This is a genomic window from Acinetobacter puyangensis (assembly GCF_900096995.1).
Classification (GTDB): Bacteria; Pseudomonadota; Gammaproteobacteria; order Pseudomonadales; family Moraxellaceae; genus Acinetobacter; species Acinetobacter puyangensis.
On the sequence record NZ_OANT01000004.1, the window covers coordinates 123,511 to 138,780 of the forward strand.

General features: G+C 40.6%; 15 protein-coding genes and 1 tRNA gene. 9 read left to right on the forward strand and 7 right to left on the reverse strand.

Features of this window, described 5'->3' with window-relative positions:
- Positions 1-11: 11 nt before the first annotated feature.
- Together rng and CRO21_RS17555 are read left to right on the forward strand one after the other, a co-directional pair.
- On the forward strand, positions 12-1,466 hold the full coding sequence (gene rng / locus CRO21_RS09130) for a ribonuclease G (protein ID WP_097079011.1): 1,455 nt from the start codon (positions 12-14) through the stop codon (positions 1,464-1,466).
- Positions 1,467-1,630: 164 nt separating this feature from the next.
- The gene (locus CRO21_RS17555; protein ID WP_171294017.1) at positions 1,631-1,789 is read left to right on the forward strand and encodes a PA1571 family protein; all 159 of its coding nucleotides are present in this window, start codon (positions 1,631-1,633) and stop codon (positions 1,787-1,789) included.
- A 111-nt stretch (positions 1,790-1,900) separates the two neighbouring features.
- Here CRO21_RS17555 and CRO21_RS09135 read toward each other — a convergent pair whose 3' ends face one another.
- Both CRO21_RS09135 and CRO21_RS09140 read right to left on the reverse strand, forming a co-directional pair.
- Positions 1,901-3,274, reverse strand: coding sequence for a WS/DGAT/MGAT family O-acyltransferase (locus CRO21_RS09135; protein WP_097079012.1), 1,374 nt, complete (start codon positions 3,272-3,274; stop codon positions 1,901-1,903).
- A gap of 325 nt (positions 3,275-3,599) precedes the next feature.
- On the reverse strand, positions 3,600-4,502 hold the full coding sequence (locus tag CRO21_RS09140) for a LysR family transcriptional regulator (protein ID WP_097079013.1): 903 nt from the start codon (positions 4,500-4,502) through the stop codon (positions 3,600-3,602).
- 266 nt (positions 4,503-4,768) lie between these two features.
- On the opposite strand from CRO21_RS09140, the gene CRO21_RS09145 reads away from it, so the two are divergent.
- From CRO21_RS09145 to CRO21_RS09170, 6 genes are read left to right on the forward strand one after another with little or no spacing between them, the layout of a single operon-like run.
- On the forward strand, positions 4,769-6,067 hold the full coding sequence (locus CRO21_RS09145) for a CitMHS family transporter (RefSeq protein ID WP_097079014.1): 1,299 nt from the start codon (positions 4,769-4,771) through the stop codon (positions 6,065-6,067).
- 12 nt (positions 6,068-6,079) lie between these two features.
- Positions 6,080-7,441, forward strand: a complete 1,362-nt coding sequence (locus CRO21_RS09150; protein WP_097079015.1) for an acyclic terpene utilization AtuA family protein — start codon at positions 6,080-6,082, stop codon at positions 7,439-7,441.
- A complete protein-coding gene (locus CRO21_RS09155; RefSeq protein ID WP_097079016.1) occupies positions 7,438-7,779 on the forward strand; it encodes an AtuA-related protein in 342 nt (113 codons plus the stop codon). The genes CRO21_RS09150 and CRO21_RS09155 overlap by 4 nt, the downstream gene beginning before the upstream one ends.
- A gap of 2 nt (positions 7,780-7,781) precedes the next feature.
- Complete coding sequence (locus CRO21_RS09160; protein WP_097079017.1) at positions 7,782-8,489, forward strand: CoA transferase subunit A; 708 nt, start codon at positions 7,782-7,784, stop codon at positions 8,487-8,489.
- Between the two features lie 3 nt (positions 8,490-8,492).
- The gene (locus CRO21_RS09165; protein WP_097079018.1) at positions 8,493-9,122 is read left to right on the forward strand and encodes a 3-oxoacid CoA-transferase subunit B; all 630 of its coding nucleotides are present in this window, start codon (positions 8,493-8,495) and stop codon (positions 9,120-9,122) included.
- A gap of 25 nt (positions 9,123-9,147) precedes the next feature.
- Positions 9,148-10,326, forward strand: coding sequence for a thiolase family protein (locus tag CRO21_RS09170; RefSeq protein ID WP_097079019.1), 1,179 nt, complete (start codon positions 9,148-9,150; stop codon positions 10,324-10,326).
- A gap of 116 nt (positions 10,327-10,442) precedes the next feature.
- On the opposite strand, the gene CRO21_RS09175 is transcribed toward CRO21_RS09170, so the two are convergent.
- The 5 genes from CRO21_RS09175 to CRO21_RS09195 all read right to left on the reverse strand — a co-directional run bounded on the left by CRO21_RS09175 (position 10,443) and on the right by CRO21_RS09195 (position 14,041).
- Positions 10,443-10,518 (reverse strand) — tRNA-Arg (locus CRO21_RS09175).
- 57 nt (positions 10,519-10,575) lie between these two features.
- Positions 10,576-11,955 carry an amino acid permease gene (locus tag CRO21_RS09180; RefSeq protein ID WP_097079220.1) on the reverse strand — a complete coding sequence of 460 codons (1,380 nt, stop codon included), beginning with the start codon at positions 11,953-11,955 and terminating at the stop codon, positions 10,576-10,578.
- A 270-nt stretch (positions 11,956-12,225) separates the two neighbouring features.
- The gene (locus tag CRO21_RS09185) at positions 12,226-12,900 is read right to left on the reverse strand and encodes a hypothetical protein (protein ID WP_097079020.1); all 675 of its coding nucleotides are present in this window, start codon (positions 12,898-12,900) and stop codon (positions 12,226-12,228) included.
- 28 nt (positions 12,901-12,928) lie between these two features.
- Positions 12,929-13,363 carry a ClpXP protease specificity-enhancing factor gene (locus CRO21_RS09190; protein WP_097079021.1) on the reverse strand — a complete coding sequence of 145 codons (435 nt, stop codon included), beginning with the start codon at positions 13,361-13,363 and terminating at the stop codon, positions 12,929-12,931.
- 12 nt (positions 13,364-13,375) lie between these two features.
- Entirely contained in the window at positions 13,376-14,041 is a 666-nt protein-coding gene (locus tag CRO21_RS09195) for a glutathione S-transferase N-terminal domain-containing protein (protein WP_097079022.1), read from the reverse strand.
- Positions 14,042-14,267: 226 nt separating this feature from the next.
- Between CRO21_RS09195 and CRO21_RS09200 the strand changes: the two genes are divergently transcribed.
- On the forward strand, positions 14,268-15,266 hold the full coding sequence (locus CRO21_RS09200) for an asparaginase (RefSeq protein WP_097079221.1): 999 nt from the start codon (positions 14,268-14,270) through the stop codon (positions 15,264-15,266).
- The last annotated feature ends 4 nt before the right edge of the window (positions 15,267-15,270 follow it).

A 15,270-nucleotide genomic window follows, 5' to 3' on the forward strand; every position in this document is an offset into this window, starting at 1 on the left:
GGTTAATCATCATGGCTGATGAGTTGTTAATTAACATCACTCCGATGGAGTGCCGTGTCGCTTTAATTGAAAATGGCACGGTGAACGAGTTGTTTGTTGAGCGGGCTGCAAAACGTGGTCTGGTTGGAAATATTTATAACGGTAAAATTGTACGTGTTTTACCCGGAATGCAGGCTGCATTTGTTGATATCGGGCAATCCCGTACGGCTTTTTTGCACCTGAATGATATGGTCTGGTCACGGACCCAGTCTGCACCCAATATTTTTGAGCTACTGCATCCTGGACAGGTTCTATCGGTACAGGTGATGAAGGACATGTTGGGTTCGAAAGGTGCAAGACTGACCACTGATCTTTCGATTCCTTCGCGTTATCTGGTGTTGATGCCTTATGGCAATCATACCGGTGTATCACAGCGTATCGAGCAGGAAGAAGAACGTCTAAGATTAAGAAATTTAATCGAGCAATTGCAACAACAACTGAAATTACCCGGTAGTTTGATTGTGCGTACCGCGGCCGAAGGAATTTCCGAACAGGAAATTTGTCAAGACATGGCTTACTTGGCAAAGCTGTGGGAATATATTCAACGTAAACAAAAAGAAGTCGAAGCAACAGGACTGATTTTTGAGGAATTACCGCTACCACAGCGGGTCATTCGTGATCTGGCCAGTGAAGATACCAGTAAAATTTATGTTGATTCCAGAGAAATATTTCATAAATTGCAGGAATTCGTTGCCGAATTTGTACCCAGCATTCAGGATCGTTTGATTCATTATCCTGGCGAACGTCCGCTGTTTGATTTGTACAATGTTGAAGAAGATATCCAGAAAGCCTTACAAACCCGGGTTGATTTAAAATCTGGTGGTTATCTGATGATTGACCAGACCGAAGCAATGACTACCATTGATGTCAATACTGGTTCATATGTGGGTGGACGTTCACTCGAAGATACAGTATTTAAAACCAATCTTGAAGCAACCCAAGTGATTACCCGACAGCTTCGGTTAAGGAATCTGGGCGGTATCATTATCATTGACTTTATTGACATGCAGGAAGCAGAGCATCGTGATGAAGTGATGAAAATTCTCGAAAAAATGCTTGAGCGTGACCATGCCAAGACCAAAATTACTCAAGTGTCTGAACTTGGGCTGGTTGAAATGACACGCAAACGCACCCGAGAATCATTAGAACATTTACTTTGTGAGTCGTGTCCGACCTGTCAAGGCCGTGGTTATGTCAAAACAGCAGAAACAGTGTGTTACGAGATATTTCGTGAAATTATGCGATATGCAAGAGCTTACGAATCTCAGCGTGCTTATACCATCGTTGCGCACCCATCCGTGATTGATAGTTTACTCACCACCGAGGCAGCTGCAGTGGCGGATTTAGAGCATTTCATTGACCGCATCATTAAGTTTCAGGTCGAAAATTTATATACGCAAGAGCAGTACGACATTATTCTGAGTTAGCAAAAGTTACCAAACTGTAACCGAATTTATTCAATGCTTTGTTACATCTGCAATTTTACTTTTTGCCTATAGTTTTGAATACTATAACCATCATCAAGGTGATAGCCAAGTGTTAGCCAAAAGTCGTCTTTAATGATGATTTACAAGCCAAGAGGTGAATGATTATGGATGCAAAAGTGATTTTAAAAACAGGTGCGACAGCAATCGAATTTGCAAGATTTAATCGTTGCTATTTGCTTGCAGAATCCGGTGAAGAGATTAAAGTAACCAAAGAAATGGTACGTCTTGCATGTACACAGCTTTTATCGCGTTGTAAAAAATAATTCTTAGATTTACATTTACGCTGAAATGGAAAGGGAAATAAGTTTCCCTTTCACTGGTTGCGAGTAAAGACCGCGCTGATTCATCATATTAAGATAACTAACCAGAGAGATCTAGCCAACTTTCTCAACTTTAGATTGCGTCTTACACAGATGCTCAAAGGTTTGAATTTCTTCTTCCAGCAATCCCAATAATGACTGCATTCTTGGCATGGACTGACGACAGGCAGTTAACCCTACTTCAAGTTTATCCAAATAGCTGGTCATGGTGATATTCAGTGCCTGACCATCCAGTACAATTGAGGCTGGGTAGAGTGCATCAAGTTTTGCACCATTCCAGTAAAGCGGTTCGGTTGGTCCTGGTACATTGGAAATTACTAAATTAAAGGCCTGATGTTTAGGCATTAAGCCGGACAAAATATTGACACCTGCCGGACCATAGACCAAAGCACTGTAATTGAGGATTTGCTGCGCAGTCATGCGTTTAAAGCGCTCTTTGGCATGTTGCATACTACGCTGGATAATTGCAATACGTTCTAGTGGATTGGCCTTATGCGTCGCCAGATTGGCCAGAATCATGGTGATCTGGTTACCATGGTCTGAATCATCATTACGGATAGAGGCTGGGACCATGGCAATCAATGGTCGTTTAGGTAGTTGATTAATAGATAATAGATATGAACGAATTGCCCCTGCACAGACCGCCAGGACCACGTCATTCAACGTGGTATGCAAATTTGTTGCGATATTGCGAAAACGCTGTAATTCAAAGGATTGCGCAGCAAAACGGCGTGATGAACTGACACGTTGATTTAAAATACTGGCAGGTGCCTGAAAGGTGGACACATAATCCGGATGTTTACCTAATTCTTGCGTAATGGCTTGCGTGAGTTCACGTAACACGATTGGCGTGGATTGCAGTTGAGTTTTTGCCAGTTTAAACAAGGTTTTTACAACGCTAATTGGCTTGGTTTCCGGACGCTTCAATTTGTTATTTCGCACACACCATGGCGGTACAATGGTTTCGTTTGGCGCATGGGCCAGTGATTTTTCAATCAGGCGCATACCGGCAACGCCATCGACCATGGCATGATGAATTTTAAAATACATGGCAAAACGATTGCCTTCAATGCCTTCAATAATATGACACGTCCAAAGTGGTTTGGCCCGGTCAATCAGTGCGCTGTGTTCCTGTGAAATGTAGGTTAACAGTTCCCGAATTCGTCCTGGGGCAGGCAAAGAAATATGACGGAAATGATGATCCAGATCAAATTCTTCATCCACATCCCAAAATAAACCGTTTAATACCTGATTAAAGGGCGGGACAGGAATGGCTTTGGATTGCCGAATATCTTGCACTAAATCCTGAAGAAAATTGGGGGCTGCATCATCGGGAATTTTGAATAAGAACAAACCACCTACGTGCATAGGTTGTTGCCTTTTTTCTAAGGATAAAAAAATAAAATCGATTGGGTTGAGTGGTCGCATAAGTTCCGCCTTGATCTTCAAAAGCCTTCCGTGGAATGTTTTTATTTAAATATTTTCTCCCTCTAAAGCATACTAACATAACATCATGGATGTGAATATCTTTAATCGACGGAAGGAGAGGGAAATCACTGAAATGAGAATATTATAAAACCCTAAAATCATATGGTGTGTTTAAACTCACCAAAACAATGCTGTGTATCAAATAAAGGCTTTTATAACATCTTCAATCAACATCATTCGCTGTTGATAAAGTCTAGCATTGTCATTGTTTTTTTTAATCAGTTAATGGCTATTACAAATTTAGTATTTAGGGAAAGGCTCTTTTTTAGAAAATTTTGTGATTATTGTAAATCACCTTGATAAAGCTATTTAACAACAATGATTCATGGGCAGATTTTAGTCGCATTAGATGAATGGTTCTAGTATCAGGAAAATCAATAATTTTCTTCTTTAGGATATGCATTTGTTTGATATTGATGGGGGTTGATTCCGGTAGTATGGCAATACCGATATTAGATTCAATTAATCCCATTGCTGTGCTTAAGTATCTGACTTCACAGGCAATATCTAGATTCTCTAGCGTTAAGCCCATATTTTCGATGGCATGTTTAACTGTGTTATATACGCTGCTGCCAGGCATGGTAACAATTTGTGGGAAATGAATAACATCTTTTAGATAAATATCTTTTCTTGCTGCTAATTCATGATCTGGGGGAAAGAACACACGCAACTCATCTTCAAATAAGCGATTAAAAGTTAAATGTGGATCAGATAATTCTACTGTACCAATCCCGAGATCGGCAGTACCTGATTTAACAGCATGGTGAATTTCATTGGCATTTAAATCCTGAACAATAATTTTTACCCTAGGATATTCTTTTTTAAATTCCTTAATCCATAAAGGTAATAATGAACTGGCAATAGTCGGTAATACGGCAATATTAATACTGCCAAGAACATGCTCAGAAATATTTTGGCTGAATTCCAGTGCATATTCATATTCCGTTAATACAGCTTTAAGCGGCAGAATCATTTGCTGTCCTTCAGGAGTAATATGTACGCTCCGTTTCGTACGATCAAATAATTTCAGACCTAATTCTTCTTCTAATTGCTGAATTTGCAAGGTCAAGGTAGACGGAGAAATATATAATTGACTGGCTGCCCGTCCAAAATTTTTAAGTTCTGCCACCATGAGGAAAGCTTTAATATGTCTTAATCCCTGTTTCATGTAAAAGTCCTGTTTGGAATGTTTGAAAAACTTAAACCAAATTTGATGTTTAAACAAAAAAATCCAATTTTTTCGGTAAATAAATTATATAAGATAAGTTTTTGTACATTTTACCAGCGTTATTATCATAATATTTAAAGATAATTTAAGTCCAATGTTTTTTTTATTCAGTTTTTCCGAATACAGAATTTAAATAATATCGATTCAGACCAGTCACAAAACCGAATACGATGCAATGGAAGGAAACGCTAATACAAGGGAAAGATATGTTAGCAGGATTAGGATTAATCACCATTATTTTACTATTTGTCAGTATTTTGACAAAGAAATTGTCACCTTTAATTGCGCTGATTACTATTCCGATCATTGCCTCTTTAATCGGAGGCTTTGGTCTGGAAACCAGCAAATTTATTATCACAGGCATTAAAAACATTGCACCTATGGCGGGCATGTTTGTTTTTGCAATTTTATTTTTTGGCATTATGACTGATGCCGGCATGCTTGATCCCATTATCAACCGTATTTTAAAAACGGTTGGATTAAAACCGGCACGTATCACGGTTGGGACAGCATTACTGGCTTTGATTATCCATCTGGATGGATCCGGTGCAGTTGCTTTTTTAATTACTATTCCGGCGATGTTGCCTCTCTACGATAAGCTGGGTATGGATCGCAGAATTTTAGCGTGTGTTGCATCCCTAGCATGTGGGGTAAATTTTTTACCATGGACAGGTCCAGTTATCCGGGCATCGGCTTCATTAAATATTCCAGTGACCGAAATTTTTACACCATTAATTTGGGTACAGATTATTGGATTGGTGTTCACATTTAGTGTTGCTTGGCTATTGGGTAAAAAAGAAGAGAAGCGTCTGGGGCTTGCCAATGTGTCAGGTAACTCAGATTTTCTCACCTATGATATTGATAAAAAAGATTTGGCATTACGTCGTCCTCATCGCTTCTGGCCGAACGTTATTGTTACTGTGGTTGTTCTTGGTGTCATGATTAGCGGCAAAGTTGATCCGGTTGTGATGTTTATGATCGGTGTCGTGATGGCTTTATTATTAAATTATCCGCATGTAGATGAGCAAAGACAGCGTATAGATGCACATGCCAAAGCTGCTTTGAGTATGGTCAGTATTTTGTTGGCTGCTGGTGTGTTCACTGGTGTGATGAGTGGTACTGGCATGTTAAAAGAAATGTCCGAGCATGCTGTCAATTTTATTCCACCAGGTGCTGGACAACATATTCCATTTGTATTGGGTATTGTTGCCATGCCTCTATCCTTATTATTTGATCCAGATTCTTTCTATTTCGGTGTTTTACCAGTCGTTGCCCATACTGCCGAAGCTTTTGGTATCGCGCCTGTACAAGTTGCTCAGGCAGCAATTTTAGGACAAATGACCACAGGTTTTCCTGTCAGCCCATTGACACCTGCCACTTTCCTGATTGTTGGATTGTGCAAACTGGATTTGGCTGACCATCAAAAATATACCATTCCTTATTTATTTGCTGCGTCTGTAATCATGACGATTGCAGCGGCAGCATTTGGTGTATTTCCGTTTTAAGAGATTATATAAATGAATACATTACCAAAAATCCGTATAGGCAGCGGTGCCGGTTATGCCGGTGATCGGGTAGAACCGGCTATTGAACTGGCTGAAAAAGGTAATCTTGATTATCTGGTTTTTGAATGTCTGGCGGAGAGAACCATTGCACTTGCCAATCAGGAAAAATTAAAAAATCCGGACGCAGGCTATGATGCCTTGCTGGAAAAAAGATTCTATGGAGTTTTACCCTTTATTAATGATCAACAAGGCAATCGTCGTTTTAAGATCATCAGTAATATGGGTGCAGCGAATCCTGTAGCTGCGGCAAAAAGAATACGTGAGATTCTGGCAGATTTAAATATTCACGGGATTAAAGTTGCAGCGGTCACAGGTGATGATGTTCTGTATCAATTGCAAAATCGTGCTTTAACACTAGATAATGGTTTAAAAATCGATGTACTAGCTGCACAAGTCGTTTCAGCAAATGCATATCTGGGTGTTGAGGGAATTCTTGCGGCACTCAAACAGGATGCCGATATTATTATTACTGGACGTGTGGCAGATCCTTCCTTATTTCTTGCACCTTTGATCCATGAGTTTAATTGGTCGTTATCAGACTGGAATAAATTGGGTAAAGGTACAGTGATTGGTCATTTGCTGGAGTGCGCAGGTCAAGTCACGGGTGGTTATTTTGCTGATCCGGGTATTAAGGACGTCCCTCATCTGGATCGGTTGGGCTTTCCGATTGCCGAAGTGGACAGTGAAGGTAATGCCATCATTACCAAAGTTGAGGGTTCAGGTGGTTTTGTGACAGAAGCCACCTGTAAAGAACAGCTATTATATGAAATTCATCAACCTGATGCTTATCTCACGCCTGATGTGATTGCAGATTTTTCCCATGTTTATTTTAAGGCACTTGCACCTGATCAGGTGGCAGTTTATGGCGCAGCAGGCTATCCCAAGCCGGAAAAACTCAAGGTTACCGTAGGCTTTACCGATGGTTTTATTGGTGAAGGCCAGATCTCCTATGGTGGACCAAATGCCAGACAACGGGCAGATTTAGCACGAAAAGTTGTGTTGAGCCGGTTACAACAAACCAAAATTTGTTATGAGGATATTCGCGCTGATCTTATGGGAGTTGATTCACTTTATGGGGATTGTTCGCAATCCGCTAGTGACCATATCTGGGAGGTCCGCTTACGTGTTGCAGCACGCTGCAAGAAAAAAACCGATGCAGTGGCAGTAGCCAATGAGGTTGAGTCTTTATATACCAATGGTCCTTATGGTGGAGGTGGTGCTGTGAAAACGGTTCGGGAAGTTCTTGCGGTGGCAGCACTTTATTTGCCACGCGATGAGGTACATGTCAATGTGGTGATGGAGTCTGCATCATGAAACTACGAAAAATAGCGCATAGCCGTACTGGTGATAAGGGCGATACTTCCAATATTTCCGTGATTGCATTCGAATCAAAAGATTATGACTTTTTATGTTCAACTTTGACAACACAAGTGATTCATCAACAATTACAGCCAGCCCTGAAACATTTTGCTGTCGATGAAATAAAAATCGAACGTTATGAGTTAGCACAAATTGCTGCGTTAAATTTTGTGATACGTGGGATTTTGAAAGGCGGGGTAACTCGTTCACTTTCTCTCGATGCCCATGGCAAATCCCTATGCTCGGTAATTTTGAATATTGATCTGCCCGAATATGAAGAGAAAGGAATCTGAAGATGAAAAATAAAATATTTTGCAGTGCCAAAGCTGCCCTTGCTGATCTTGTCAATGATGGGCAAACCATCGCGGTCGGTGGTTTTGGATTATGTGGAATTCCGGAAGCCTTAATTGATGCATTAAAAGATACTGGTGTCACAGCACTTACCTGTATTTCAAATAATGCCGGTATTGATGATTTTGGTCTGGGTAAATTATTGCAAAGCAAACAAATCAAAAAAATGATTTCATCTTATGTCGGTGAAAACAAGGAATTTGAACGACAGTATTTAAATGGAGAATTGCAAGTTGAATTAACACCTCAAGGCACGCTGGCAGAGAAATTACGTGCAGGCGGTGCAGGTATTCCAGCGTTTTATACGGCCACTGGGGTCGGTACATTAATTGCTGACGGTAAAGAAATACGTAAATTTGAGGGCAAAGAATATCTTCTTGAAGCATCTTTAACAGCAGATATTGCTCTGGTCAAAGCTTATAAAGCGGATAAAGCCGGAAATCTGGTGTTTCGTAAAACTGCTCGTAATTTTAATCCAGAATGTGCCATGGCCGGTAAAGTAACTGTAGTAGAGGTGGAGCAACTGGTCGAAATTGGTGAACTGGACCCCGATGAAATTCATTTACCCGGTATTTATGTCAGCCGTATCGTGGTCAATTCACAGCCTGAAAAACGCATTGAACAAATGACGCTAAAAACAGAGGAAGTATAAATTATGGCATGGTCAAGGAATGAAATGGCACAACGTGCTGCACAGGAACTCGAAGACGGATTTTATGTCAATCTGGGCATTGGTTTACCAACACTGGTTGCCAACTATATTCCTCAGTATATGGATGTCTGGTTACAGTCCGAAAATGGTTTACTGGGAATAGGCGAGTTTCCGACCCGACAAACAGTCGATGCCGATTTAATTAATGCCGGCAAACAGACTGTAACTGCCCGTGCTGGTGCTTCATTTTTCTCCAGCAGTGAATCTTTTGCCATGATTCGTGGGGGACATATTAATATTGCAATTTTAGGTGCCATGGAAGTTTCACTTCAGGGTGATCTGGCGAACTGGATGATTCCTGGCAAGAAAGTAAAAGGGATGGGCGGTGCCATGGATTTGGTGGCAGGGGTACAAAAGGTTGTGGTATTGATGGAACATTGTGCCAAAGATGGTACACCAAAAATTGTCGATCAATGTAGTTTACCCTTAACAGGTAAAGGCGTGGTCAACCGAATCATTACCGATTTAGGTGTATTCGATGTGACTGCACAAGGCATTAAAGTGGTAGAGTTGGCTTCAGGTATGGAAATGCAACAGGTACAGGCTGTTACAGGTGTACCTTTACTTGTTTAAGGGATAAATTTAAAAAGGGATAACAATGACAGAAACAATCCTTATCACTGCTGTAGCACGAACTGCAATGGGAAGTTTTCAAGGAACGGTATCCGGATTGACTGCACCAAATCTGGGTGCGGTTGCCATCAAGGCAGCCATCGAGCGGGCCAATCTTAGCCCAAATGATATTGATGAAGTGATTTTCGGCTGTGTTTTACCAGCAGGCGTTAAACAAGGCCCTGCCCGTCAAGCCATGCGGGAAGCTGGATTACCTGATTCTACCGGTGCAGTCACCATTAATAAAATTTGCGGTTCCGGTATGAAAGCCGTCATGCAGGCAGCAGACATGATCAAAGCTGGTAATGCCAATATTGTGGTGGCTGGTGGTATGGAATCCATGAGCAATGCCCCATATCTGTTACCCAAAGCGCGTACTGGCTATCGTATGGGACATGGCGAGATCAAGGATCATATGTTCCTCGAAGGTCTGGAAGATGCGGAAACCGGTTTGTCTATGGGTGTGCTGGCACAGCAAATGGCCGATCAAAAAGGCTATAGTCGTGAACAAATGGATCAGTTTGCCATTCGCTCACTGACTCGTGCCCAGACAGCCATTGGCGAAGGTTACTTTAAAGACGAAATTGCACCGATCACGGTTAAAACCCGTAAAGGTGAAGTCATTTTTGCACAAGACGAACAACCGGCTAAAGGCAATATTGAAAAAATCCCGACACTGAAACCAGCATTTGCCAAAGACGGTACCATTACTGCGGCAAATTCAAGTTCCATCAGTGATGGTGCATCTGCATTGGTCATCATGTCTGAAGAGCAGGCACAGCAACGTCATTTGCAACCCTTGGCAAAAGTGCTGGCCTATGCATCCCATTCACAGCATCCGTCAGAGTTTACCATTGCGCCTGTCGGTGCAATTGAAAAAGTATTAAAACAGACTGGCTGGCAAGCAAGTGATGTGGATTTATGGGAAATTAATGAAGCCTTTGCCATGGTGACTATGGCTGCGATTGATGCTTTTGCGCTTGATGCAGAAAAAGTCAATATCAATGGCGGGGCCTGTGCATTAGGTCATCCATTGGGTTCATCAGGTTCGCGCATTATTGTCACGCTGATCCATGCCTTAAAACGCACAGGTGCTAAAAAAGGTATTGCAGCCTTATGTATCGGTGGCGGTGAAGCAACTGCCATTGCGATTGAATTAATATAAAAAATGAAAGGGAGGATACTTAAACTACTTTAGTTTAAGTATCAATATTTTATGCTTTTGATTTAAATTAATGAACGATATTCTTTGCAAAGTCTGAGTTCTATTTCTATCAAAAATGGTACGCTCTGCGGGACTCGAACCCACGTCGGTCGCTTAGGAGGCAACTGCTCTATCCAGTTAAGCTAAGAGCGCACAATATAATGATTATAAATGAAAAAGTTACTGCATTTGCAATAACTTTTAAAAAAATTAATCTTCTTTCTGTGTTGTGCTCGGGATTTCTTTAGGATTTAAGTAATCATAGAGTAATAGCATTGCGGTAATCCAGACCGGAATCATCAATACAGATTCCTGAAAACCCTGTGTCCACATGATATAGAGCACCAATGCAATAAAAATCAGCACCACATAATTACTCACGGGTGACCAAAGCGCAGGATATGAGGTTTTAATATTCATTGCCTTGACATAACGACGATATTTTAAATGGGTCAGTGTAATCATGGCCCAGTTCAATACCAACGCACCGACCACAATGTACATTAGATGTCCTAGAGCCTCTTTTGGAATAAAGTAGTTGAGTAAGACGCAACCAAAAATCAAGACGGCTGATAAAATAACCGCAGCAATTGGCACACCTTGTCGGTTGGTTTTGGTGAATACTTTAGGTGCATTCCCTTGTTTTGCCAGACTATAGAGCATGCGGCTATTGGCATACATGCCACTGTTATACACCGACAATGCCGCAGTTAGAATAATGAAGTTGAGTAAATGTGCAGCCCAGTTGATACCTAATTGGCTAAAGATCATCACAAATGGACTTTTGTCCAGTCCACCGAGATTTAACTGATTCCATGGCACCAGGGATAATAGAATGGTTAATGAACCTACATAGAAAATCAGAATACGAAAAACCACCTGATTGATGGCTTTGGGAATGGTTTTCTTCGGATCTTCAGCTTCAGCTGCTGCCATGCCGATCAGTTCAATGCCGCCAAATGCAAACATCAAAAAAGCCAGCATATAGAATAACCCATCGAAACCATTGGGGAAGAAACCGCCATGCGTCCACAGGTTACTAAAGCTCGCAGTTGAATTGGCATCGGCAGTGAGCAATAAATACAGACCAAATACAATCATCGAAATGACAGCTGCAACTTTGATAATGGCCAGCCAAAATTCCGATTCTCCATAAAACTTTACATTCAATAAGTTAATTAAGGTAATAATAATAAAGAAAAATAAAACCGATGACCATGCAGGAATATGTGGCCACCAGTAATTGATATATTTTGCTACTGCTGTGAGTTCTGCCATTGCCACCAGAATATATAAAACCCAGTAATTCCAGCCAGTGAGAAAACCAGGGAATTTACCCCAGTATTTATTGGCAAAATGACTAAATGAACCCGCCACTGGTTCTTCTACAATCATTTCGCCTAACTGGCGCATAATCAGGAATGCAATCAGGCCGCCAATGGCATAACCTAAAATAATCGATGGCCCAGCAGATTGAATAACTTCGGCAGACCCCAGGAATAATCCTGTACCAATTGCACCGCCCATTGCAATCAATTGAATATGGCGGTTCTTCAATCCTCGATGAAGCTCTGATTTTTGTTGACTCAAAGGATTTAACTCAAATATAAAAGACATATCATTTTAATAGATCAATACATTTTAGCCTAGCCGTTTGTTTGAACGCTACATTTTTAATTTTTTTAGCGTGCAATGACTTTAAATCAAATATCGTTTTAGAATAATAAGAAGATCATTATGATGGGTAATTTTTTAAGGAATTTCATTAAAGATGATCTAATGAAATTCCTGCGATGGATTGAAAATCGTGCTTAATTTTCTAAAAATAATTTTTAAGATAGACCTTAACGATCAACTTGCTTAAAAAATAAAACTAAAAATCCATAGGATGAGGACGAATGCAATCAGCGGATTCAGGATTTTAAAAAATATTGAAGGGGCAATCGGTGTGACATCCGCAAGTGTGCTATGGGTAGTAGCATGGTCTTGTGGATTGTGTTGCGCTTGTTGTTGAAGCATATGATTAAACTCCTGCATAATTTCATCAAAGTCAGGTTCATTTGAGGGTTGTGCTGATGTCAGCGATTTAAATTCCGGGTGATTGATACTGTCCCAAAACCATTGTTCAACCTGATCCTGCATCCACACATATTGTCCGTCTAATAACTCTTTAATTCCCGATATACCTAAATGCGCATTTTGATCGAGTTGGGTAATTTCATTGATCATCAGTGTTGCCACTTTATGACTTATGTCAGAGAGTTTTGTGGAGATTGGCTGGAAATATTCGAGGGCCTGTTGATCATGCGTAATCGTCTGCTGGGTAATGTCTGCAAGCCAGTTACTGTTTAATTGCTGGATCTTTTCATAGACTTTATTTTCATCCTGTTGTGCTGTTTCAATTAATGCAGACAGTTGAAAAGCAATCAAATGAATGAGGTATCGATTTTTAACTTGCTTGGGTTCATCGGCCAATAGATTTGGTTGCTGTTGTCCAACCTGTTGAGCAATGTAGCTGATAAAGTCAAATGCCATAATTGTTCCTTTTTATTTTCATCTTACTTTAATCCAATACGCGTAATGATGGTTTTTTCTTTGTTTCATCCTTGGATTCACCGGATTGGGTGGATGTTTCTTGATGTGCATCTTCATTTGAAGTGCTATCTTGACTATATTCCTGTGGATCAAAGAATAAACCCTGGCCATTTTCACGACTATAGATGCCAATTAATGCAAACATTGGCACATAAATGTCCTGAGAAACACCACCAAAACGTGCACTAAAGTGAATCGCTTCATTATCGATCTGGAATTGGTGTACAGCATGCGGTGCAATATTTAGGACAATTTGACCATCTTTAATATGTTGCTGTGGGACTTGCACAAATTTCTGGGTCGCATCGACAAGTAAATAAGGCGTAAGCTGATTGTCACAAATCCACTCGTATATTGCACGAGCAAGATAAGGGCGAGTTGGTGTCAAATTTGTTTCAGTCATTTCTTATAAACCTTAACGATTAAATTGCTTAAGTGTTTCACTATAACGTGTTTGCTCAAAAGTTGTTAGTGATTGCCTGAAACTGTCACGATTAAAAACACGCTGGCAATATAATAATAGCCCTTTAGCATGTTTGGGCGATATTCCAATTTTCCTGTACCACAGTCGAAGTAACATTGGTGCAAGCATGCAATCAATAATCGAAAATTGTTCAGACATAAAATAAGGATAATGCTGAAAAAGAGGGTTTAAGCTGCTTAAAATATCCGTCAACTCCCGTTTGGCAACACTTTGCTGTTGTTGATCCAGTGTGTCCGGGTGACGTAATAGAATATCTGCCCATTTAAACCAGTCTTGTTCAATCCGCCATAAAAACTGTCGTTGTTCGGCTTTTTCGGCAGGGTTGTCGGCATAGAGTCGATTTTGGCGATAACGATCATCTAGGTATTCATTGATGATCGAGGCCTTAAATAATTTGACTTGAGGATCGACCAATGTAGGCAAAGAACCATAAGGATTAAGTTGGGTTAAATCCTCTTCATCTTGCTCATCGACCAAAATTAAGCGATATTGAATTTTTTTTTCAGCCAATAGAAAACGAACGCTATGACTATAGTGGTCATTGGGATGGCTATACAAGGTGACACCATGAAAGGGAGTCTTATCCATTACCGACATATACTTTAAAATTAAATCAAGATGTTAAGCATACAATATAATGCCACAGTTAAAAAATAAAAATTGTGCAGATAGGTACTGATACTTAGACATAACCCCCTTTAAATTGGTATAAAGATTGCTTTATTCATGACATACACCCTCAACGGAGAATATAGTGTCCAAAACCCAATTAACATATAAAACATTGGCGATTAGCTTAACTTTTTTATTGAGTTCGACGGTGATGGCAAAACCGAATGTCACCATCGTTGCAACAGGCGGGACCATTGCCGGGGCGGGTGCAGATGCCACCAATAGCGCAACTTATAGTGCAGCCAAAGTACCGGTTGATACTCTACTCAATGCTGTGCCACAAATCCAGAATTTGGCTAATGTAAAAGGCGTACAGGCTTTACAAATTGCATCCGAGAGTATTAGCGATAAGGAATTATTAACCATTGCTAGACAAGTCAATGAACTGGTCAAAAAAGATGATGTAAATGGTGTCGTGATTACCCATGGAACTGATACGCTGGAGGAAACTGCATTTTTCCTGAATCTGGTGATTCATACCGATAAACCGATTGTTGTGGTGGGTTCAATGCGTCCTTCGACAGCGATTTCTGCTGATGGTCCTTTGAATCTTTATGGAGCAGTGGCTTTGGCGGCTTCACCTGAAAGCAGAGCTAAAGGTGTGCTGATCTTTATGAATGACAGTATTTTTGCAGCACGTGATACCAGTAAACGAATCAATATTCATACCAATGCCTTTGGTAGCCAATGGGGTGCATTGGGTATGATTGTAGAAAGTAAACCATACTGGTTCCGTGAGGGGATAAAGCGCAGTACCAATAAATCTGAATTTAATATTGACCAGATTAAAGGGGATAGTCTGCCATTGGTACAAATCACCTATGGTTCGGATTCCATGACGCCAATTGCTTATGATGCCTATGCTAAAGCAGGTGTTAAAGCCATTGTGCATGCTGGTACCGGAAATGGTTCTGTACCTAATTATCTGGTAGATACATTTAAGCAATTGCGTAGCGGTGGTATGCAGATTATTCGTTCATCCCGTGTTGCAGATGGCTTTGTGTTACGTAATGCAGAACAGCCTGACGACAAATATGATTGGGTGGTTGCGCATGATCTAAATCCACAAAAAGCACGTTTGCTCACTGCATTGGCATTGACTAAAACGACTGATACTAAGGAAATTCAGAGAATGTTTTGGGAGTATTAATCGC